General features: G+C 61.3%; 20 protein-coding genes (1 of these 20 cut by a window edge). 7 read left to right on the top strand and 13 right to left on the bottom strand.

Annotated elements, in window-relative coordinates; translation table 11 throughout:
- Positions 1-1,333 carry the 3' portion of a M23 family metallopeptidase gene (locus tag HJB83_RS31365; RefSeq protein WP_164007964.1) on the top strand. The gene continues 608 nt to the left of window position 1, outside the view, so only the last 1,333 of its 1,941 coding nucleotides appear in the window; the start codon falls outside the window, past its left edge; it ends in the stop codon at positions 1,331-1,333.
- Positions 1,334-1,436: 103 nt separating this feature from the next.
- On the opposite strand, the gene clpB is transcribed toward HJB83_RS31365, so the two are convergent.
- The 7 genes from clpB to HJB83_RS31400 all read right to left on the bottom strand — a co-directional run bounded on the left by clpB (position 1,437) and on the right by HJB83_RS31400 (position 12,162).
- A complete protein-coding gene (gene clpB / locus HJB83_RS31370) occupies positions 1,437-4,037 on the bottom strand; it encodes an ATP-dependent chaperone ClpB (protein ID WP_221133179.1) in 2,601 nt (866 codons plus the stop codon).
- A gap of 250 nt (positions 4,038-4,287) precedes the next feature.
- Positions 4,288-5,028 carry a DUF4167 domain-containing protein gene (locus HJB83_RS31375; RefSeq protein ID WP_221133180.1) on the bottom strand — a complete coding sequence of 247 codons (741 nt, stop codon included), beginning with the start codon at positions 5,026-5,028 and terminating at the stop codon, positions 4,288-4,290.
- 342 nt (positions 5,029-5,370) lie between these two features.
- Entirely contained in the window at positions 5,371-6,231 is an 861-nt protein-coding gene (gene prmC, locus HJB83_RS31380; protein ID WP_221133181.1) for a peptide chain release factor N(5)-glutamine methyltransferase, read from the bottom strand.
- Positions 6,228-7,307 carry a peptide chain release factor 1 gene (gene prfA, locus HJB83_RS31385; RefSeq protein WP_221133182.1) on the bottom strand — a complete coding sequence of 360 codons (1,080 nt, stop codon included), beginning with the start codon at positions 7,305-7,307 and terminating at the stop codon, positions 6,228-6,230. The genes prmC and prfA overlap by 4 nt, the downstream gene beginning before the upstream one ends.
- A gap of 29 nt (positions 7,308-7,336) precedes the next feature.
- On the bottom strand, positions 7,337-9,604 hold the full coding sequence (ptsP, locus tag HJB83_RS31390; RefSeq protein WP_207581948.1) for a phosphoenolpyruvate--protein phosphotransferase: 2,268 nt from the start codon (positions 9,602-9,604) through the stop codon (positions 7,337-7,339).
- An 89-nt stretch (positions 9,605-9,693) separates the two neighbouring features.
- Positions 9,694-10,968 (bottom strand): aspartate kinase, encoded by a 1,275-nt coding sequence (locus HJB83_RS31395; RefSeq protein WP_003566987.1) that lies wholly within the window; start codon positions 10,966-10,968, stop codon positions 9,694-9,696.
- A gap of 294 nt (positions 10,969-11,262) precedes the next feature.
- Positions 11,263-12,162: a LysR family transcriptional regulator gene (locus HJB83_RS31400; protein ID WP_221117831.1), complete on the bottom strand. Its 900-nt coding sequence runs from the start codon at positions 12,160-12,162 to the stop codon at positions 11,263-11,265.
- 178 nt (positions 12,163-12,340) lie between these two features.
- Here HJB83_RS31400 and HJB83_RS31405 point away from each other — a divergent pair, with 178 nt between their 5' ends.
- The 4 genes from HJB83_RS31405 (at position 12,341) to HJB83_RS31420 (ending at position 15,531) form a co-directional block, all read left to right on the top strand.
- Entirely contained in the window at positions 12,341-13,087 is a 747-nt protein-coding gene (locus tag HJB83_RS31405; protein WP_207581950.1) for an SDR family NAD(P)-dependent oxidoreductase, read from the top strand.
- A gap of 186 nt (positions 13,088-13,273) precedes the next feature.
- Positions 13,274-13,993: an alpha/beta fold hydrolase gene (locus tag HJB83_RS31410; protein ID WP_405049181.1), complete on the top strand. Its 720-nt coding sequence runs from the start codon at positions 13,274-13,276 to the stop codon at positions 13,991-13,993.
- Positions 13,994-14,116: 123 nt separating this feature from the next.
- Positions 14,117-14,863: an SDR family oxidoreductase gene (locus HJB83_RS31415; RefSeq protein ID WP_221133184.1), complete on the top strand. Its 747-nt coding sequence runs from the start codon at positions 14,117-14,119 to the stop codon at positions 14,861-14,863.
- Between the two features lie 35 nt (positions 14,864-14,898).
- The gene (locus tag HJB83_RS31420; RefSeq protein WP_221133185.1) at positions 14,899-15,531 is read left to right on the top strand and encodes a glutathione S-transferase family protein; all 633 of its coding nucleotides are present in this window, start codon (positions 14,899-14,901) and stop codon (positions 15,529-15,531) included.
- A gap of 144 nt (positions 15,532-15,675) precedes the next feature.
- Here the strand turns inward: HJB83_RS31420 and HJB83_RS31425 are convergent, their stop codons facing one another.
- Positions 15,676-15,834: a hypothetical protein gene (locus HJB83_RS31425; protein ID WP_207581954.1), complete on the bottom strand. Its 159-nt coding sequence runs from the start codon at positions 15,832-15,834 to the stop codon at positions 15,676-15,678.
- 142 nt (positions 15,835-15,976) lie between these two features.
- Here HJB83_RS31425 and ubiG point away from each other — a divergent pair, with 142 nt between their 5' ends.
- On the top strand, positions 15,977-16,723 hold the full coding sequence (gene ubiG / locus HJB83_RS31430; RefSeq protein WP_221133186.1) for a bifunctional 2-polyprenyl-6-hydroxyphenol methylase/3-demethylubiquinol 3-O-methyltransferase UbiG: 747 nt from the start codon (positions 15,977-15,979) through the stop codon (positions 16,721-16,723).
- A gap of 18 nt (positions 16,724-16,741) precedes the next feature.
- Here the strand turns inward: ubiG and HJB83_RS31435 are convergent, their stop codons facing one another.
- Genes HJB83_RS31435 through HJB83_RS31455 form a run of 5 tightly spaced genes read right to left on the bottom strand, consistent with a single transcriptional unit; the run spans position 16,742 to position 19,680 of the window.
- Complete coding sequence (locus HJB83_RS31435) at positions 16,742-17,320, bottom strand: DUF3291 domain-containing protein (protein WP_221133187.1); 579 nt, start codon at positions 17,318-17,320, stop codon at positions 16,742-16,744.
- 1 nt (position 17,321) lies between these two features.
- On the bottom strand, positions 17,322-17,750 hold the full coding sequence (locus tag HJB83_RS31440; protein ID WP_221133188.1) for a DUF1178 family protein: 429 nt from the start codon (positions 17,748-17,750) through the stop codon (positions 17,322-17,324).
- Positions 17,747-18,604: a carbon-nitrogen hydrolase family protein gene (locus HJB83_RS31445; RefSeq protein ID WP_221133189.1), complete on the bottom strand. Its 858-nt coding sequence runs from the start codon at positions 18,602-18,604 to the stop codon at positions 17,747-17,749. The genes HJB83_RS31440 and HJB83_RS31445 overlap by 4 nt, the downstream gene beginning before the upstream one ends.
- A 10-nt stretch (positions 18,605-18,614) precedes the next feature.
- Complete coding sequence (gene grxC / locus HJB83_RS31450) at positions 18,615-18,872, bottom strand: glutaredoxin 3 (RefSeq protein WP_221133190.1); 258 nt, start codon at positions 18,870-18,872, stop codon at positions 18,615-18,617.
- A 31-nt stretch (positions 18,873-18,903) separates the two neighbouring features.
- Positions 18,904-19,680, bottom strand: coding sequence for a ComF family protein (locus HJB83_RS31455; protein WP_221133191.1), 777 nt, complete (start codon positions 19,678-19,680; stop codon positions 18,904-18,906).
- A 182-nt stretch (positions 19,681-19,862) separates the two neighbouring features.
- Between HJB83_RS31455 and HJB83_RS31460 the strand changes: the two genes are divergently transcribed.
- The gene (locus HJB83_RS31460; protein ID WP_221133198.1) at positions 19,863-20,747 is read left to right on the top strand and encodes a methyltransferase domain-containing protein; all 885 of its coding nucleotides are present in this window, start codon (positions 19,863-19,865) and stop codon (positions 20,745-20,747) included.
- Positions 20,748-20,758 lie beyond the last annotated feature (11 nt).

Below are 20,758 nucleotides of genomic sequence, written 5' to 3' on the forward strand. Positions count from 1 at the left end.
GCGTTCCAATGGCTCGGTGCTGACTGATGGCAACACGCAGCTTGCAGCCCTTTATTACGTCGATCCACGCCGCTTCTCCAATGAGGATGCCGATGTCGATCTGACCGCCGGCCTGTCGGCTCGCGTGCTCGAACAGAACATGACCGTTTCCGCATCGGAATCGATCACGCCGCAGACCGAGGAGTTCGCCGACGACATCCTGCCCGTCCGCGTCGATACGCCGATCGCCAAGGCGCTGACGGATTCCGGCTATCCGCAGCAATATGCCGATGGCATTGCCGGGTTTATCTCACAGCAACTGGGTTCCGCCGATCTCGACAAGGGCGACGTGCTGCGGATCGGCATCATTCAGAAGGGCGAGCAGGCAAAGATCATTCGAGCCAGCGTCTATCGCGGCACGCGCCATCTCGTCACCGTGGCCGTCGACGACAAGGGCAGATACGTGCCCGGAAGCGAGCCGCCGATGCTGGATGCCATCGCCACCGCCTTCGATGACAATTCATTCGCGCCGCCACCCGGCCAGAACCTGCCGCGCGTCTATGACGGCATCTATCGCGCGGCCCTGTCCTACGGCATGACCAAGGATATGACGGCGCTGATCATCAAGCTGCTCGCCAGCAATGTCGATTTCCAGGCGCAGTTGAGGTCGACCGATAGTCTCGAGGCCTTCTTCTCCGTCGCCGACAGCGCCGGCCAGGCGACCGAGGATTCCGAACTGCTCTACGTCAACGCTCGTTTCGGCGATACGCAGACGCGCTTCTACCGCTTCCAGGACCCCGATGACGGCACGGTCGACTATTTCGACGAGAACGGCAAGAGCATCCGCCAGTTCCTGCTGCGCAACCCAGTTCCGAACGGCATCTTCAAATCGGGCTTCGGCATGCGCCGTCACCCGATCCTCGGTTTCGCCCGCATGCACACCGGTGTCGACTGGGCGGCCCCCCGCGGTACGGCAATCATCGCCGCCGGCAACGGCACTGTTGAAAAAGCCGGCTGGGATTCCGGCGGTTACGGCAACCAGACGATCATCCGCCATGCCAACGGCTATGAATCCTCCTACAATCACCAGAGCGCCATCGCCAAGGGCGTTATCCCCGGCGCCAAGATTCGTCAGGGTCAGGTGATCGGCTGGGTCGGCACGACGGGCGAGTCCACCGGACCGCACCTGCACTACGAGCTGATCGTCAACGGCACCAAGGTCGATCCCTTGCGCATCCGTCTGCCGGGCGGCAAATCGCTGCAGGGCGAAGCGCTGGCCAAGTTTGAGGACGAGCGCAAGCGTATCGATACGCTGCTGAACAATCAGACGGCAGATCAGGTGGCGAGCAAGTAATCGCCGCTATAGCCGGCAAGCTGATGAACCGTTCAGTCGTTTCGCCCCCGCCAAACAGAAATGGCGGCCAAAGCCGCCATTCTCATTCATCCGGAGAAACGGCTTAGGCCGCTTCGCTCACCGTCTGCCGCGTCCTGAACTGCAGCCGGTCCGAACCGCTCGTCACCTTCACCGTCGACCGATCAGGCACCTGGCCCGACAGGATCTGCTCGGCCAGCGGATCCTGCACGAATTTCTGGATCACCCGCTTCAACGGCCTTGCGCCGTAGACCGGATCGTAACCCTTATTCGCCAGCCAGTGGCGCGCTTCCTCGTCAAGGTCGATGACGATCTTGCGTTCGGACAGCAGCACCACCAGCCGCTTCAGCTGGATATCGACGATCGCGCCCATCTCCTCACGCTTCAGCCGGTGGAACAGAATGATCTCATCGATGCGGTTCAGGAATTCCGGCCGGAAATGCCCGCGCACAACCTCCATCACCTCCTCGCGAACCGTATCGCTGTCGTCACCGTCCTTGAGCTGCGTCAGATATTCGGCGCCGAGGTTCGAGGTCATGATGATCATCGTGTTGCGGAAATCGACGGTCCGCCCCTGGCCGTCCGTCAGGCGTCCGTCATCCAGCACCTGCAGCAGGATGTTGAAGACGTCTGGATGCGCCTTTTCGATCTCATCGAACAGCACGACCTGATACGGCCGGCGGCGCACGGCCTCCGTCAGCGCCCCGCCTTCGTCATAACCGACATAGCCCGGAGGCGCACCGATCATCCGGGCAACGGAGTGCTTCTCCATATATTCCGACATGTCCATGCGCACCATCGCCGTTTCGTCGTCGAAGAGGAAGCGGGCGAGCGCCTTGGTGAGCTCCGTTTTACCGACGCCGGTTGGGCCGAGGAAAATGAACGAGCCGATCGGCCGGTTCGGATCCTGCAGACCGGCGCGGGCGCGGCGCACAGCGCGCGACACCGCCTGAACCGCATCGCCCTGGCCGATTACCGATTTCGCCAGTTCATCCTCCATCCGAAGCAGCTTGTCGCGTTCGCCCTCCAGCATCCTGTCGACCGGAATGCCGGTCCAGCGGGAAACGACATGGGCGATATTGTCGGGGATAACAACCTCCTGCACCATCGCGCCGCGTTCGCCATCCTGCCTCTCAGCATCGACCAGCTGCTTTTCCAGATCCGGGATGACACCGTAGGTCAACTCGCCGGCGCGCTGGAATTCACCCTTGCGCTGGGCAATCGCCAGTTCGTTGCGGGCATCGTCGAGCTGCTTCTTGAGATCGGCGGCAAGGCCGAGCTTCTGCTTTTCCGCCTGCCAGCGGGCCGTCAGCGCATCGGCTTCCTCTTCGAGGCCGGTCAGTTCGGTCTCCAGCCGCTTCAGCCGGTCGGCCGAGGCAACGTCGGTTTCCTTCTTCAGTGCCTCGCGCTCGATCTTCAGCTGGATGATGCGGCGGTCGAGTTCGTCGAGTTCTTCCGGCTTGGAATCCACCTGCATGCGCAACCGCGCCGCCGCCTCGTCCATCAGGTCGATCGCCTTGTCGGGCAGGAAACGATCGGTGATATAGCGGTTGGAAAGCGTCGCAGCCGCCACCAGCGCGGCATCGGCGATGCGCACCTTGTGATGCTGCTCGTATTTTTCCTTCAGGCCGCGCAAGATCGAGATCGTGTCTTCGACCGTCGGCTCGTCGACGACAACAGGCTGGAAGCGCCGAGCAAGCGCCGGGTCTTTTTCGACATGTTTGCGATATTCGTCGAGCGTGGTCGCGCCGACGCAATGCAGCTCACCGCGGGCAAGAGCGGGCTTCAGAAGGTTGGACGCGTCCATTGCCCCATCGGCCTTGCCGGCGCCGACCAGCGTGTGCATCTCATCGATGAACAGGATGATCTCGCCGTTCTCAGCTTGCACCTCGTTGAGCACGGCCTTCAGCCGCTCCTCGAATTCGCCGCGGTATTTTGCACCGGCAATCAGCGCGCCCATATCGAGCGCCATCAGCTTCTTGTCCTTCAGCGATTCCGGCACGTCACCGTTGACGATGCGCAACGCCAGACCCTCGACGATCGCGGTCTTGCCGACACCGGGTTCGCCGATCAGCACAGGATTGTTCTTTGTGCGGCGCGAAAGCACCTGAATGGTGCGGCGGATTTCGTCGTCGCGGCCGATCACCGGGTCGAGCTTGCCGTCGCGGGCTTCGGCGGTGAGATCACGTGCGAACTTCTTCAGCGAATCGAAACCCTGCTCCGCATTGGAAGAATCCGCCGTCCGGCCCTTGCGGATGTCGTTGATGACCTGGTTCAGGCCCTGGGCCGTCACGCCTGCGTTTTTCAGTGTCGAAAACGTCGAGGCCGAGGATTCGATCGCCAGCGCCTGCAGCAGGCGCTCGACGGTGACGAAGCTGTCGCCGGCCTTCTTCGCCGCCTCTTCGGCGGTCGAGAGCACCTTGGCGAGCGGCTGCGCCAGATAGATATTGCCGTTACCGCCGGAAATTTTCGGCAGTTTGGCCAGCGCTGCGTCATTGGCGAGGCGTGCAGCCTTGGCATCGCCGCCGGCGCGCTCGATTAGCGACGCCGCCATGCCCTGATCGTCGTCGAGCAGCACTTTCAGCACATGTTCGGGCGTGAATTGCTGGTGACCCTGCGCCAGCGCATAGGTCTGCGCCGACTGAATGAAGCCGCGCACCCGCTCGGAGTATTTCTCGATATTCATATTCTACCTCCATGGATCGCCCTGCCCTGACGAGGCGCAGACCGATGATTGAGATCGACCCCCTGAAAAGGCAGGCCGCGCTTGGCCCATCTCAGATTTGGGCGAAGCAGTCGAGGAGAATATGGTACCCTGTTCTGCGAGTTTAAAGAGCCGACAAAACGAAAATCCCCGGCGCGAAGCCGGGGATTTTCGTCGCAATTCTAACAGATGGCATGAACCTCATACTCCCCCTGAAGGAGAAGCGAAATCCTCATTCCGATGCGGCGTCAGCCAGTACCGGCGCCTCGCCAGAGGAACCCTCGCCCTCAGCGGCTGCTTCGCCTTCAGCGCCGCGACGCGGGCGACGGGGACGGCTGCCGGTGCTGCGACGGCGGGGCTGGCGCGGCTGACCGCCGGAGCCTTCCTCATCCATGGCGACCTCGGCCGGAATGCCTTCGATCTCCGGCTGCGGGCCGGTTCCGTCGATCACCTCGGGCTGGGGTGCCGGTGCAGCCGCCGGGGCAGGCGCCGGTTGCGGCTGTGCCTGCGGCCGGTGCTGCTGCCTGCTCTGCGGCGGCTGGACGATAACGACATCGTCGCCGTCATTGTCGTTGTTATCCATATCGTCGCCGTCGCGATCCGCACCGTCCCGATCAGAACCATCGCGATCATATTCGCCGCGATCGTCGCGCTGGAAGCGTTCCTGCATCTGCGCCTGGGCGCTGGCGATGATACGATAGTAATGTTCGGCGTGCTGGAGATAGTTCTCGGCAATCACGCGGTCGCCGGAGCTTTGGGCGTCGCGGCCGAGCTGTGCGTATTTTTCGGCGATATGCTGAGCAGTACCGCGAATCTTCACATCGGGGCCGGAACTGTCATAGGTCCGGGTCAGCGGATTGCCGCCCTTGCGGTTGAAATTGTTGTTATTGTTATTGTTACTTCCGCCGCCGCCACCGCCGTTATTGTTGTTACCACGCCCTCGACCGCGCTTGTTCTGCTGTCCTGGCCTCATAGATCGTTCACCTGAATTCTCTGTTTATGATGGATACATGGCACCAACCGCCATGACCGAAAAGCGGGTCAGGACCTTTGTGCCGCGAGCATACTGCGCCTTTGCGCCGACCTGCCGCTTGGTTTTCAAGTCAGATTGACTGATTCACGCATTGGGTCGTGTTCAACCGTTGAAACTCTCGTTTAAAAGAGCGGACCCCCGAGGCAAACCAAGTACCGAACGAATCTCGTTCATTCCTATCTGCCCAACACGTGACCGCAACCTATATTGCTTCCCGTGGAAATCCAAGCCTTTTCTTCGCAATAACAATAATGTCCTGTTCAATGCAGCAATTATCGCCAGTCACGCGAGCGCGAACACGAGCACTCTATCATTCTGACCATAATCTTTTACGGATTTGAGGCATTTGAAGCCTTTCGCTTCAAAAATCGCCGTCACATCGTTTCGCTGATCGTAGCCGATTTCGAGTCCGACGACCGCATCGGGCCTCATGAACCTTGCGGCATCTTTGGCGATCGCGCGGTAGGCGTCAAGCCCATCCGGGCCGCCATCCAGTGCCGCAACCGGATCAAATTTCGTCACTTCGGGAGCAAGATCGTGAATGACATTGGAAGCAATATAGGGCGGATTTGAGACAATCGCATGAAACCAACCCTGGATGCTCTCGAACCATCTCGACTGTACGGCTTGGAAACGATCCTGTAATCCGTTTCTTTCTGCATTCGATGTTGCCGTCCGAAGTGCATCCGCCGAAATATCGCTGCCGATACCTGACGCTTCAGGACATTCGCTCAAAAGCGCAAGGCATATCGCCCCCGTCCCGGTTCCCATATCAAGAATATGGAGATGGTCTTGCGCCTCTGCAAGGTCATTCAGATAGGCAAGCACCGTATCGACCAGGATTTCCGTATCCGGTCGCGGTTCCAGCGTTTCCACTGAGAGCCGAAGCGGCAGGCCATAGAACTCCCGCTCGCCGAGAATGCGATGCACCGGCTCATGACCGAGCCGCCGCTGCACCGCCTTGAAAATCACCTCGGCCTGCTCAGAAGAAAGCCGCTCGGACGATCGCGTCAAAAGCTCGGTCGGCGATAGCTTCAGAAGGCCCGCGACAAGCAACCGCGCATCGGTCGCCGGGTCGGCGACACCTGCTTCGATGAAGCGGCGGCGCGCTTCGGCAAGCGTATCGGCGACCGTCGAGCTCATTGTTGCTCGCCGAGTTGTGCCAGCTGGCTTGCCTGGTAATCGGCCATCAGCGCATCCACCACCTCCTCGATCTCACCTTCCATCATCCGGTCGAGCTTGTAGAGCGTCAGATTAATACGGTGGTCGGTAATGCGACCCTGCGGGAAATTATAGGTTCGGATGCGTTCCGAGCGGTCGCCGGAGCCGACCTGGCTCTTGCGGTCGGCCGAGCGCTCGCTGTCGGCCCTCTGCCGCTCGGCATCGTAGAGCCTGGAGCGCAGCACCTGCATCGCCTTGGCGCGATTCTGGTGCTGCGATTTTTCCGAGCTGGTGACGACGATACCGCTCGGCAGATGGGTGATACGCACCGCGGAGTCCGTTGTATTGACGTGCTGGCCACCGGCACCCGAAGAGCGCATCGTGTCGATGCGGATATCCTCCTGGCGGATCTCGATGTCGATCTCCTCGGCCTCCGGCAGCACAGCCACCGTTGCGGCCGACGTATGGATGCGCCCGCCCGCCTCGGTCTCCGGCACACGCTGCACACGATGCACGCCGGATTCGAATTTCAGCTTGGCGAACACGCCCCGGCCGGTGATCGTCGCGATGATTTCCTTGTAGCCGCCGGCTTCGCCCTCGCTCGCCGAGAGCACCTCAACCTTCCAGCCTTTCTCCGCCGCAAAACGCTCGTACATGCGAAAGAGATCGCCGGCAAAAAGGGCCGCTTCAGAGCCGCCTGTGCCGGCGCGGATTTCGAGGATGGCGCTCTTCTCGTCAGCCGCATCCTTCGGCAGCAGCAGGATCTGCATCTCCTGCTCAAGCGCCTCGATCTGCTCTTTCACCTCGGGCAGCTCCAGCTCCGCAAGGTCGCGCATTTCGCGGTCGACCGACTTGTCTTCGAGCAGCGTTTCGAGATCGGCAAGCTCGGCGATCGCCCTCTCATAGGCGCGGATCTTCGTCACGACGGGCTGCAGCTCGGAATATTCGGATGCGAGCTTCACATAGACATCGGCAGCCGGGCCGGCCGACATGCGCGCTTCGATCTCGCCGAAACGGCGTTCCAGCTCGCGCATCTTTTCAACGGGAAGCTTCGCCACCCTTCACTCCGATTCTTCTTAGTCTCTGTCTAAAGGGGAATATTGTGGCTTTCGGCGAAGCGGGCAAGCACCTCGCGCATCGGCATCATGGCGTGGATATCGTCCAGCACCTCGTCCATCGCCTTGGTCAGCGCCCCGACATCGAGCCCGAGCAGCATTGCCTTCACCGGCCCGATCGAGGCCGGCGACATCGAGATCGAACGGAAGCCGATGCCGAGCAGCGCCATCGCCGAGATCGGTTTGCTGGCAAGCTCGCCGCAGAGCGTTACCGGCGTCTTGTTCCGGTCCGCGCCGCGCACGATATCGCGCAGAATGCGCAAAAACGGTTTGCCGAGCGGATCGAAGCGGTCCGAGACCCGCGCATTGCCACGATCGACCGCCATCGAAAACTGGAAGAGGTCGTTCGAACCGACCGAGACGAAATCGACCGCCTCCATCAGTTCATCGAGCTGCCAAAGCAGTGCAGGCACCTCCAGCATCGCGCCGAATTGCAGCTTGCGCGGCAGCCCGTGGCCGAAGCGCGAGAGATGCTGCACTTCCTTCTGCAACAGCTCGCGCACGATCTTCAGCTCGGAAACCTCGGTCACCATCGGCACCATCAACTTCAGCTCGGTGTCTGCCGATGCCTTCAACAGAGCGCGCAGCTGGGTACGCAACAGTCCCGGCCGGTCGAGCGACAGCCGGATGGCGCGCCAGCCGAGTGCGGGATTTTCTTCCTCATGGCCGCGGAAATACGGCACGACCTTGTCGCCGCCGATATCAAGCGTACGGAAGGTGACGGCGCGGCCCGCCGCCTGTTTTATCACATTGCGATAGAACTGTTCCTGCTCGTCCGCCTTCGGCATGGTGGAGGCGATCATGAACTGCAGTTCGGTGCGGAAGAGGCCGATGCCCTCGGCACCCGATTCCGAAAGCTGCGGCAGGTCGACCAGCAGCCCCGCATTCATCATCAACCCAATCCGCTGCCCATCCTTGGTCACCGGCTCGACGGCGCGCAGCGCCCGGAACTGTTCCTGCCGCCTGGCGCGGAAGCGAACCTTTTCCTCGTAGGAACGCCGGTGATCGGCCATCGGTCGCAGATGTACATGTCCCTCGTCGGCGTCGATGATCACGGCATCGCCGTTCTCGGCGAGCGCCACCACACCGGCTGCCTGGCCGATGACCGGAATACCCATGGCGCGCGCAACGATCACCACGTGGCTTGTCACCGCGCCTTCTTCCAGCACCAGCCCGCGCACATTGGCCCGCGGATAATCGAGCAGCTCCGCCGCGCCCATGGCACGCGCCAGGACGACCGCATCGTTGGGGAAACCTTCGGCAGTCGTCCGCCCGGTATACCCCGTCAATTGTCTGAGCAGCCGGTTCGCCAGATCCTCGAAATCATGCATGCGTTCGCGCAGATAGGGGTCGGTCAACCGCATCATCCGGGCTTTGGTGTCGCTCTGCACCTTCTCGACCGCCGCTTCCGCCGTCAGGCCGTTGCGGATCGCCTCCTCGAGCTTGCGCACCCAGCCCTGGTCATGCGCGAACATGCGATAGGTCTCGAGCACCTCTCGATGTTCGCCCTCCATCGAGACATCGCGACGCGACAGCATGTCGTCGATCGAGATCCGCAGCGAGCCCATGGCTTCGGCCAGCCGCCGGATTTCCTTCTCGGCATCCTCGTTCAACAAATTGGTGACGACGATGCGCGGCTCGTGCAGCACGACGTAACCGAGGCCGATGCCGTCATTATACGTGTCGCCGTCGACGGTCACTGAACGCGTCAGGTCAAGTTCGAGGCCCGGCTTGGTGATCTTCTTCAGCTCGCCGGTGGCGATCATCTCGGCCAGCACCATCGCCGTCGTCTCGAGCGCTTCCAGCTCTTCCTCGCGATAGTTGCGGCTCGCCTTGTTCTGCACGACGAGAACGCCAAGCGAGCGCCCGGTCCTGAGGATCGGCACGCCGAGGAAGGAATGGTAAATCTCTTCGCCCGTTTCCGGCAGGTAGCGGAAAGCAGGGTGCGACTGCGCATCGGAAAGGTTCAGCGGCTGGGCCGAGGCGGCGATCGTGCCGACCAGGCCTTGCCCCATTTTCAGTTGCGCCAGGTGCACGGCCTCACGGTTGAGGCCTTCGGTCGCATAGAGTTCGAGCACGCCGTCGGCCCGCAGCACGTAAACGGAGCACACCTCCGCCACCATGTTGCCGGCGATCTGGCGGACGATCCGGTCAAGACGATCCTGCGGCTCCAGCGGCTCCGCCATCAACTCGCGCAGCCGCCTGAGCAGCACGCGCGGACCGCCGGAAAGGTCTCTCATGGCGTCTCAAGCTCCCGAAACAACGCACTCAGTCCCGGCGGGCCGGCCTTCGTCTCCTCAACCTGAAGGGGCAGGCCGCCCACTGGGAATCAATTCTTATCCAGACCGTAGCAGGAATGCAAAGTCCTGACAGCGAGTTCTGCATAGGGACCGTCGATCAGGATGGAAATCTTGATCTCGGAGGTCGTGATCGCCTTGATGTTGATGCCTTTTTCGGCAAGTGCACGAAATGCGGTAGCCGCAACGCCGGCGTGACTGCGCATGCCGATGCCGATGACCGACACTTTCACCAGCCCCGATTCGTTCTGCACGACATCGTAGCCGATCTTCTCCTTATGGTCGCCGAGCACCTTGATTGCCTTCTCGACGTCACCTGACGGTACGGTGAAGGTCATGTCGGTCTTCGACCCGTCCTCGGAGATATTCTGGACGATCATGTCGACATTGATATGGGATTCCGCGAGCGGCCCGAAGATCGCCGCGGAAACGCCCGGCCTATCGGCTAGACGGCGAAGCGAGATCTGAGCCTCATCCTTGGCATAGGCGATGCCGGTGACTACTTCCTGTTCCACGATTTCATCCTCGTCACAAATCAGCGTTCCGGGCGGGTTTAGCAGATCGCCCATGCCCGGAGCATCGGGATCTTCGAATGACGAGCGCACGAAGGTGCGCACCTTGTGCACCATGGCAAGCTCGACCGAGCGCACCTGCAGCACCTTGGCGCCGAGCGATGCCATCTCGAGCATTTCCTCGAAGGCGATCTTCTTCAGCCTGCGCGCCTTCGGCACGATGCGCGGGTCGGTCGTGTAAACGCCGTCGACATCGGTATAGATATCGCAACGATCCGCCTTGACAGCTGCCGCGATTGCGACGGCCGACGTATCCGATCCGCCGCGTCCGAGCGTCGCGAGGCGGTTGTCTGGTCCCAGTCCCTGGAAGCCGGCAATGACGGCAACCTGCCCCTCGCCCATCCGTTTGACGATGTCGGAACCGTCGATTTCCATGATGCGCGCCGCGCCATGCGCATTGTCGGTGCGGATCGGGATCTGCCACCCCTGCCAGGAGCGCGCATTGATATCCATCGCCTGCAATGCGATCGCCAGCAACCCGGAGGTCACCTGCTCGCCGGAGGCGACCACCGCATCATATTCCCGCGCATCGTAAAACGGCGAATTGGCGCCGATCACCTTCGGCATGCCCTGGACCCAGCCGACCAGTTCATTGGTCTTGCCGGACATGGCCGACACCACAACCGCCACCTCGTGGCCGGCATCGACTTCGCGTTTTACATGGCGGGCGACGTTCTTGATGCGGTCCAGGTCAGCGACGGACGTGCCGCCGAATTTCATTACGATGCGTGCCATATGCCTCTACCACGACTGGCGCCGGGAAAGCGGAAAACCGGACCCGGCATCACGAAAGCTCTGGGGCAGACCGCTTGGCCAGAGAGCCGGGCTCCCGACTTCCGGAACCGCTCAAAAAGCCTAGGTCCCCAAGGCCCCAAGTTGCGGCGTCTCTTAGCGAGTTTGGCGGGGGGAGGCAAGCGCGCGCGATAAAAGCAATTACCCAACTTTGCGTCAAAAGCTGTCCCTGACTACCCGTCACGTTGCCCGCGGAGATCCCGGCACGTAGGATTAAGAAAACAGATCGCAGGACTCTCATTTCACCTTGTCGGAAAAACGCTCGATCATATCGTCCACACGCGACAGGAAGAGCTTGAGCAATGGCGAGCTGTTTGCCTTGTGATACCCCACCATCAGATCGATTGTCGGCGCCTTGCCGATGAGCGGGCGGCTGATGACCGACCGGGATAGGAAGTTCTCGGCATAGGCGGGAAGCAGCGCGACGCCGCGGGTGGACGCGACAAGCGACACGCCCATGGCGAAATTGTCGATCAGGTGCTTCGGCGCGATCTTGAGACCGAGCCGATCGAAATAGTCGTTGATGACGCCGCGGAGTATATGCGGCGTATCGGACATCCCGATGAAAGTCTCGCTGGCAAGATCCATGGGATCGATCGCCTTGCATGCGGCAAGGCGATGGTCGCTTGGCAGGATCACCACCAGCGGTTCTCTTGCGATGACGACATATTCGATATCCGGCTTCGGCTCGCGGCGCAGAAAGGCGATGTCGAGTTTTCCGCGCTGGAGTTCATCGGCAAGCTGCGGCGAATACTGGCTCGAGACCCTGATCTCGATGTTGGGCAGCTCGTCCCGAAGAATTCTCGTGGCATGAGGGAGCCAATCCACCTCCTGTCCCGTCAGAAAGCCGATGGAGAACACCGGTTTGCTAGGCTCTGCAGCGCGCCGCGCCGCCTCCACCGCAGCTTCCGCCTGAGCAATCGCCTGACGTGCATGCTCCAGAAAGGCAAGCCCGGCTGCCGTCGCCTCCACACCCCGCGCGCTGCGCGTCAGCAGCGGAACGCCGACCTCGTATTCGAGATCCCTGATCTGACGGCTGAGCGAAGGCTGTGCCGTGTGCAGCCGTTGTTCAGCGGCAAGCGTCAGGCTGCCTTCTTCGACGACGGCGACAAAATAGCGAAGATGCCGGAGTTCCATCTTAACCTCCATGCCTGGAAGGCATGGCTACCAACTTACAAAGTCTTTTTCATCGGCGCAAGAAGCGCCTAGATCTTTGCTCAACGGAAACGATCACGGAAACGAAATCAGACGACAAAATCTGCGCCTGTTTTGATCCGTCTTTCGGAAAAACAATGAATTTCAAAGGATTAATATCATGTCTACCCCCGTCGTTCTTATCACAGGCGCGCTGACCGGCATCGGTCGGGCCGCTGCAGTAGCACTGGCCAAGGAAGGTAACCGAGTTGTCGTTTCCGGCCGCAATGAGGAAGCAGGCCATGCCTTGGAAACCGAGCTTCGCTCGCTAGGCGCTGAAGCCGAGTTCATCCGCGCGGATGTTCGCGACGATGACGATGTCCGCAAGCTGGTGGATCAGACGATCGAACGCTTCGGTCGGTTGGATGCAGCGGTCAACAACGCCGGCACCGAAGGCAAGCCGGGTGCCGTGACCGAACAAACCGCTGAGAGCTATGGAGCGACCTTCGATACCAACGTGCTCGGTACGCTGCTTTCGATGAAGCACGAGTTGCGCGTCATGCAGGCGCAGGGCCGCGGCAGTATCATTAATATCTCGTCGACCTATGGTCATGAAGGAGCCGCCGGCGCGTCCGTTTACGTCGGCAGCAAGCATGCGGTCGAAGGCATGACCAAGTCGGCGGCGCTCGAAGTCGCCGCGACCGGCGTTCGTGTCAATGCCGTGGCACCTGGCCCGACCGAGACGGGCATGCTGAACCGCTTCACCGGCACACCGGAGAACAAGACTGCACTGCTTTCTGGCGTGCCGCTTGGCCGTATCGGCCAGCCGGAAGAGATGGCCCATGCCATCGCCTTCCTTGCTTCCGACAAGGCTTCGTTCATCACCGGCCAGATCGTCACGGTCGATGGCGGCAAGACTGCTGGTTAATCCCGAACTCAAGGGCGGCCCCTGGCCGCCCGCATCCTCCAAACTCCAGCAAGGGATGAATACGATGTTTACCCACCAGACCGCCCCGACCGAATTCGTCGACGCCAACGGTATCCGGTTCGCCTATCGCGTTTTGGCAATCAAGGCGGCATTCCGCTCGTCTTCAATATGCACTTCACCGGTACGATGGATCATTGGGATCCACTGGTAACCGATGGTTTGGCAAGGAATCGCGAGGTGATCCTGTTCAACAATGCCGGCATATCAAGCACCTCTGGCGAAGTGCCAACTTCAATCGAAGAAATGGCCATCAACGCCGCAGTCTTCATCAAGGCGCTTGGGCTGACTGAGGTCGACGTTCTCGGCTTCTCGCTCGGCGGACTTGTCGCCCAGGAACTGGCGATCGCAGAACCGTTGCTCGTGCGCCGGCTGATCCTCGTCGGTACCGGTCCGCGCAGCGGTGAAGGCAGGACAACATTGACGCCCGAGGCCCAACAGATCTTCGGCGCAAGTTATGCGGATCCGGATAATCTCTGGCTTGGCGTCTTTTTCACACCTTCCGAGAAAAGTCAGACAGCCGGCCGCGAATATCTGAAGCGCTTCCGTCTACGCAGCGAGGGTCGTGATCCGGACGTCAGCGACAAGGTAGCATCGGCCCAGATCGCAGCACTTGGCAAGTGGGGCGCTCCTCGCGAGAATCCCTTCGACTATCTCAAAGCGATCCATCAGCCGACGCTGGTCGTGAATGGAGGACACGACGTGATCATCTATACCGTCAACTCCTTCATCCTGCCGCAACACATCCCGAACGCGCAGCTCATCATCACCCCGATGCGAACCACGGCTCGCAGTATCAGTATCCCGAGCTCTTCGTCGCGCACGCATCTCATTTCCTCGATGCACTGAAGTAACCGACCCAAACCGGCGCAATCCAGCACTCCGACAAGCCCAGCCGACATCCGGCACGCGACTACCGGCCGATGGACCATGCGCGGATCATCCTGAATTCTAACTCGAAAGGAGACCTTCGTGCCCAATCTTTCAGGTAAAACCGCCCTCGTCACTGGTGCCTCGCGCGGCATCGGCCGCGCCAGCGCGCGGGCGCTGGCCAAGGCAGGCGCACAGGTGCTCGTCCACTACGCTAGCAGCCCGGCAGAAGCCGACGCTGTTGTCGCCGAGATCCGCGCAACCGGCGGCCGCGCCGAAAAAATTGGTGCCGACCTTTCGGCAGTAGACGGACCGCACAAGCTCGCCAGGCAGACCCGCGACATTATCGGCGGGCGACTTGACATTCTGGTGGCAAACGCAGGCGTCTCGAAAGCCGCGACAATCGAGGACATGACGGTCGAAGACTTCGACGGTCTCTACGCCGTCAATGTCCGGGCGCCTTTCTTCCTCGTGCAGCAGCTGCGGCCGGTGATGTGCACCGACAGCAGTGTCATCTTCGTCTCCTCGCTCGCGGCGCATGCCTCGGTCGGCACGCTTTCGGCCTATGCCGCGACGAAGGGCGCAATCGATACACTGGTCAAGCATTTTGCCTCGGCGCTCGGCCCGCATGGCATCCGAGTCAATGCCGTTGCCCCCGGCGTCGTCGAGACCGACATGTCGAACTTCACCAAGACGGATGCCGGCCGGGATTTCACGCTCGGCATGCAGGCGCTGAAGCGCATCGCCCAACCGGACGATATTGCCGGCGCCATCGTCTTCCTCGCTTCCGACGATGCCCGGTGGATCACCGGCGACACACTCCGCGTCGACGGCGGATCGAAACTGTAAACGCTCATCCATCTCAATCCTTCAAGGACAGGACAATGAAACTCTATCAATCCAAGGGTTCGCCCAATTCTCGCCGCGTGCGGATACTGATCGCCGAAAAGGGCCTCGACGTCGAACTGGTCGCTATCGACCTGGGCGCCAAGGAGCAATTCTCCGATAGCTACCGGGCGGTCAACCCGCGCGTGGTGGTGCCGACCCTCGTGCTCGATGACGGCACGGCGATCGGCGAGGTTCCAGCCATCCAGCGTTATCTCGACGAGGCATATCCTGATGTGCCGCTGCTCGGTACGACGCCGAAGGAAAAAGCGATCATTGCCATGTGGGATCGGCGGGTAGAGGCGGAAGGCTTCGCCTCCACAATGGAAGCGATCCGCAACACCGTGCCAGGACTGAAGGACCGCGCCATTGCTGGCCCGCATGATTACGAACAGATCCCTGCCCTCATCGACCGTAGCAGGAAACGTCTCGCCAATTTCTACGGCGATCTCGAAATGCGCCTAAAAGACGTCCCCTTTGTTGCCGGCAATGCCTTCTCGGTGGCCGATATCACGGCACTGGTGACCGTGGATTTCGCTACAAACGCAATCTCCGCGCCAATCCCTGCTGAGACGACGGCATTGAAGGCCTGGTACGACAAGATCGCCAACCGGCCAGCGGCAACTGCCTGATGCCCGTAAGCGACGGTAGCAAGCATTGCGACCGCCGCATACGCTTCTCCTGCCCCTGCAACTCGGATCTCCTCTGGGAACAGGCCGCACCGCTCGCTCGGCATAACCTCTTGGGGTTATGTTCGATCCGTCCGCCTTCCTTCGTCATTTGTTCACAAAAACAATATGCATGTCTCGACGCTTACCGATGGCCGCTTCAAGGGTCTCGACATGACCTGTCCCTTCAATATGCTGCCGCAGCTTCCGGCCCTCTCGCTGCCCGTCGGGTTGCAGATTGTCGGCCGCCGTTTCGGCGACGAACATGTACTTTCCCATGGTGCTGCACTGGAGGCACGCCTAATCGCAACCGGCATCACCCAACGCGTCTGCCGCCACCCTGAACCGTGCCCCTTGACTTATGCCCGCGATCGTCCGACTTCACTTGGGACGAACGATGGAGAGGACGATGACGGAAACCGCCAGAAGGACGATCGACCAGACCGAGGTGGACCGCTTCTCGGCAATGGCGGCGGAATGGTGGAGCCCGACCGGCAAGTTCAAGCCGCTGCACAAATTCAACCCCGTCCGCCTTACCTATATAAGAGACAAGGCCTGCGAGAATTTCGGCCGTGAACCGAAAAGCGCCCGCCCGCTCGACGGCCTGCGCGTACTCGATATCGGCTGCGGCGGCGGTCTGTTGTCTGAACCGGTCGCCCGCATGGGCGCCTCAGTCACCGGCGCCGATCCGTCCGAGAAGAATATCGGCATCGCCTCGACCCATGCCAGGGCTTCCGGCGTTTCGGTCGATTATCGCGCCGTCACCGCCGAGGAGCTGGCAGACGCCGGCGAAACTTTCGACATCGTTTTAAACATGGAAGTGGTCGAACACGTCGCCGACGTCGAGTTCTTCATGACCACCTGCGCGAAAATGGTCCGCCCCGGCGGCCTGATCTTCGTTGCCACCATCAACCGCACCATGAAGGCGGCAGCGCTTGCCATCTTCGCTGCCGAGAACATCTTACGCTGGCTGCCGCGCGGCACCCACCAGTATGAAAAACTGGTGCGCCCGGAAGAGCTGGAAAAGCCATTGGCGGCAAGCGGGCTCGAAATCAGCGACCGCACCGGCGTCTTCTTCAATCCGCTGTCGAATCAGTGGAGCCTGTCCAGGGATATGGACGTGAATTATATGCTGCTGGCGAAGCGACCCGCATAGCTCCACCGATAATAAGCGCTACACTTTCAGCGTTCGGACGCAGGCAAGCAGATCCTTTTGAGTTTCTGCATTGCGAGCGGCAAGTTCCCTGACCCGGTCGCGATCGATTGTCGTCTCCGCTCCGCCAGGCCCGTAAGCCTGCTTGAACGTAAAGGCGCGAGGGCTTTGCCCGTGATCGGCAAGATATTCGAGGTGTTCGACACCCTCCTGCCAATCGGGCCGGTGATGCCCCGACACCCACCACAGAACCAGCGGCGGCCATGTCTGTGTCACATTCCAGTTGCGCGCGTGTTTCAGCGCCTCGGCATGCACGCCGTTATAGGTAAAGGCCATCAGGCACTCGATGTCGGCCCAGAGCGAAAGGGAGGAGGGCGCGGACGTAAAACCGCTGCCTTCGATATAACGGGGAAAGACTTGAACGCCCCAGCTTCTGGCTCCGGGATAACCGGGATAACCGGAGCGTCCGATAAAGCCGCAGGCACGGCCGGCGGCTTCGAAATTCAAGGGCTCGCGGAGAACGAAGCCTTCGACCGTTTCGCTTTCGGCAGGCGCGATGTGCAGGCCGAAATTGTAGAGGGCAAGACGCGCGGACTGCATTTCAGTTCACATCTTCAGGTAAAACCGGAATGGCGGCGATCTCGATGCCCTCTTCGAGCAGCGCCTGCGCCTCGTCGACCGTCGCCTGGCCGATGATGCCGCGGGCATCCGCCTCGCCATAATGGATCTTGCGGGCTTCCTCGGGAAACTGCGTGCCGACGTCCTCGGAATTGGCCTTGACCGCGGCGACCGCCTCTTTGAGCTTTTGCAGCGACTCCTGACGCAGGGCATCCATCGCCAGCGTCTGCCTCTCGTCCTTCTTCCGCGCCGTCGACACCGAGGGCGCCATCAGGAGCTTGGAGACGGCGGCGGAATGACAGACCGGACAGGTCAGGAAACCGGTCGCGACCTGACGATCGAAATCGGCACTTTCCGAAAACCAGCCTTCGAATTCATGGGCATTGTCGCAAGTGAGGGAATAGCGGATCAAGCGGCGACGCCTCCGGCGACTGCTCCCGCAATCTTCTCGACCGAGAACTCCCGGCCGTTCCTCAGATTCGGGATCTTGTCATGCGCAGCCTTGACCGCGCCGGGATCGATGTCGGCGATGATGACCGCCTCCCCTGTGGCGCCGGCCGACGCCAGCACCGTGCCCCAGGGATCGACGATCATCGAATGGCCGAAGGTCTCGCGCCCGTCCTCGTGCCGGCCGGCCTGCGCGGCGGCGATGACAAAGACACCGTTCTCGATCGCGCGTGCCCTGAGCAGTATCTCCCAATGCGCTTCGCCGGTCTGCTTGGTAAAGGCGGCGGGAACTGTCATCACCTCGGCGCCGGCAACCGCCTGGGCGCGGAAGAGTGCTGGAAAGCGCACATCGTAGCAGATCGCAAAGCCCACTTCGGCAAAGGGCAGCGACAGGACGCGCGCCTCCGAGCCAGCCGTATAGGCAGCACTTTCACGCCAGCTCTCGCCATTGTCGAGGTCGACGTCGAACATGTGGATCTTGTCGTAGCGATTGCGGATCCTGCCGTCGGGGCCGAAGAGGAAACCGCGATTGGCGATCTTGCCGTCGGAAAGCGCGATCGCCGTCGAGCCGACATGCATGTGGATGCCGAGTTCCCGGGCGAGCTCGGAGCCGGTCTTGACGATGATGTCATGCGTCTCGTCTGCGAGCACCGCACGCGCCGCCGCGCGGTCGCGCTGCAGCATGCCGGTCATCTCAGGCGTCTGCACATAGGTCGCGCCTTGGGCGGCGGCCTCGCGCACCAGCCGCGCCATGGCGGCGGCATTCTTCACCGGATCGACCCCGGAACACATCTGGACGGCGGCGGCCTTGAAGCTCATCGGTTCGTCCTCAGGCCGCCAGCATCGGATCGAGCTTGCCGGCCCGATCGAGCGCAAAGAGATCGTCGCAACCGCCGACATGATCGCCGCCGATGAAGATCTGCGGGAAGGTGGTACGCCCGTTCGACTTGCCGATCATCTCCTGGCGAAGGTCCGGTGAATATGTCGCATCGTGCTCGACGTAGTCGACACCCTTTTCTTCGAGAAGGGACTTGGCGCGGCTGCAAAAACCGCAGAATTGCCGCGTATAGATGGTGACGGGTATCATAATCTCTCCAGACCGATGCCGGGTATTTCTGTCATATAGGCTCGGACAACGCCCTTGCAAAGGTCAAAACCGTTATCTCGGCCGCGCCCGCCTTGCGCAGCGTCCGGCTTGCCGCAGCCACCGTCGCCCCTGTTGTATAGACGTCGTCGACGAGGACGATGCGCTTGCCGAAAATGTCGTTTTCGCAACCTTTGGCAATCGCGAAAGCGCCCCTGACATTGCCTTCGCGCGCCTTCGCGCCAAGGCCAACCTGCTGGCTGGTGCGCTTGACGCGCACAAGTGTGGCGGCAAGAAGCGGCTTACCCGAGAGCCTTGCCATATGGCGGGCAAGTTCGGCTGCCTGGTTGAATTTGCGCGCCAGCATACGGGTGCGGTGCAGCGGCACCGGGATCAGCGCATCGCAGCTTTCGACCGTCCCGTCGGAAGCGCGCAGCATCCAGGCAGCCATCATCGGCGCCAGATCGGTGCGGTCGCGATATTTCAACCCATGCACGAGATCGCGAACCGCATGGTCGTGGGTCGCAGCCGAGCGCAGCCGATCGAAGGGCGGCGGGTGGGCAATCGCCTCGGCGCTGAGGATGCCGGTGCCGAGATCATGCGAGAAGGGAATGCCGAGCACCTCGCAATAGGGCCGTTCGATGAAGCGGATGCCGGACCAGCATTTCGCACACAGCCCGCGATGGCCGCCGGTCGAAATGCCGCAGACGGAACAGGCGGGGGGATAGAGAAAATCTGCAAGCACGGAAAACGGCCGCAAGAGCTGCGCCCGCAAGAACTCCGTCCGTGTTTTGCCATCGATCGGCCTCATGCGGCTGAGACTAAAGCATGTCGCGCAAAAGTGTGCAGCGGTTTTTGCGTCAACGACATGCGTAAAAACAAAGAGCTAAAGCGCATGGAGCGAATCTGAAAGATCGCGACGCGCTTTAGCGCGTTCTTCCAGAAAGGAAAATCGTCTTGCTGCGTCAGCGCCACAGGATTAATGACATCGTCATGGAATCGATCTTCGACAGAGCCCTGATCGCCGCACATCGTCATCGCGCGCTCGCGAATAACGACCCGAAAGCCGCCTTCCTGCTCGACATTGCCGCTGAGGAAATGGCGGAAAGGCTTGCTGTTATCGAGCGGACCTTCGAGACCGCCGTCGAACTGCATGGCGCAACTGGAGCCGCCGCCCGTGCCGCGCTGGCGACCGGCAAGATCGGCACGATGATGCGCGTCGAGAGCGAGAAGGCCTATGCGAGCCCAGGCGAAACCTTGATCGAGGCGCCGCTTGAGGACGTGCCGCTCCAGCCGCAATCGGCCAATCTCATCCTTGCTCCGCTCAGCCTGCATCTGACCAACGATACGCCAGGCGTCTTCATCCAGATCCGTCGCGCTCTAAAGCCGGACGGCCTATTCCTGGCGGCTATCCCCGGTGCCAGCACGCTGCAGGAACTGCGCGACGTGCTGCTGGCCACCGAGGTCGAGATGACAGGCGGCGCAAGCCCGCGTGTCATCCCCTTCGCCGATGTGCGCGATGTCGGCAGCCTCTTGCAGCGCGCCGGCTTCGCGCTGCCGGTGATCGACGCGGAAAACTACACGGTACGATATGACTCGCTATTTCCGCTGATGCGGGATCTGAGAGCCATGGGCATGAGCAATCCGCTTGCAGCCCGGGGCCGGGTGCCGCTGACGCGCGCCTTCTTCCTGCGTGCAGCCGAGATCTATGCCGAGCGCTATTCCGATCCCGACGGGCGCATCCGCGCGACCTTCTCGATCATCTATGTCTCGGGATGGGCGCCGCACGAGAGCCAGCAAAAGCCGCTGAAGCCGGGTTCAGCCAAGGCACGCCTTGCCGATGCGCTGAAGGTGGACGAGCACAAGCTCAGCCAGTGACAGCGACGGTC

The sequence above is a fragment of the Rhizobium sp. NZLR11 genome (assembly GCF_019685115.1).
Lineage (GTDB): Bacteria > Pseudomonadota > Alphaproteobacteria > Rhizobiales > Rhizobiaceae > Rhizobium.

Excerpts from the sequence above, each read along its gene's own strand:
- clpB (WP_221133179.1), bottom strand. The coding sequence starts at position 4,037 with ATGAATATCGAGAAATACTCCGAGCGGGTGCGCGGCTTCATTCAGTCG.
- HJB83_RS31375 (WP_221133180.1), bottom strand. The coding sequence starts at position 5,028 with ATGAGGCCAGGACAGCAGAACAAGCGCGGTCGAGGGCGTGGTAACAAC.
- prmC (WP_221133181.1), bottom strand. The coding sequence starts at position 6,231 with ATGAGCTCGACGGTCGCCGATACGCTTGCCGAAGCGCGCCGCCGCTTC.
- ptsP (WP_207581948.1), bottom strand. The coding sequence starts at position 9,604 with ATGAGAGACCTTTCCGGCGGTCCGCGCGTGCTGCTCAGGCGGCTGCGC.
- HJB83_RS31395 (WP_003566987.1), bottom strand. The coding sequence starts at position 10,968 with ATGGCACGCATCGTAATGAAATTCGGCGGCACGTCCGTCGCTGACCTG.
- HJB83_RS31400 (WP_221117831.1), bottom strand. The coding sequence starts at position 12,162 with ATGGAACTCCGGCATCTTCGCTATTTTGTCGCCGTCGTCGAAGAAGGC.
- HJB83_RS31405 (WP_207581950.1), top strand. The coding sequence starts at position 12,341 with ATGTCTACCCCCGTCGTTCTTATCACAGGCGCGCTGACCGGCATCGGT.
- HJB83_RS31410 (WP_405049181.1), top strand. The coding sequence starts at position 13,274 with ATGGATCATTGGGATCCACTGGTAACCGATGGTTTGGCAAGGAATCGC.
- HJB83_RS31420 (WP_221133185.1), top strand. The coding sequence starts at position 14,899 with ATGAAACTCTATCAATCCAAGGGTTCGCCCAATTCTCGCCGCGTGCGG.
- HJB83_RS31425 (WP_207581954.1), bottom strand. The coding sequence starts at position 15,834 with ATGTTCGTCGCCGAAACGGCGGCCGACAATCTGCAACCCGACGGGCAG.
- ubiG (WP_221133186.1), top strand. The coding sequence starts at position 15,977 with ATGACGGAAACCGCCAGAAGGACGATCGACCAGACCGAGGTGGACCGC.
- HJB83_RS31435 (WP_221133187.1), bottom strand. The coding sequence starts at position 17,320 with ATGCAGTCCGCGCGTCTTGCCCTCTACAATTTCGGCCTGCACATCGCG.
- HJB83_RS31445 (WP_221133189.1), bottom strand. The coding sequence starts at position 18,604 with ATGAGCTTCAAGGCCGCCGCCGTCCAGATGTGTTCCGGGGTCGATCCG.
- grxC (WP_221133190.1), bottom strand. The coding sequence starts at position 18,872 with ATGATACCCGTCACCATCTATACGCGGCAATTCTGCGGTTTTTGCAGC.
- HJB83_RS31455 (WP_221133191.1), bottom strand. The coding sequence starts at position 19,680 with ATGAGGCCGATCGATGGCAAAACACGGACGGAGTTCTTGCGGGCGCAG.
- HJB83_RS31460 (WP_221133198.1), top strand. The coding sequence starts at position 19,863 with ATGGAATCGATCTTCGACAGAGCCCTGATCGCCGCACATCGTCATCGC.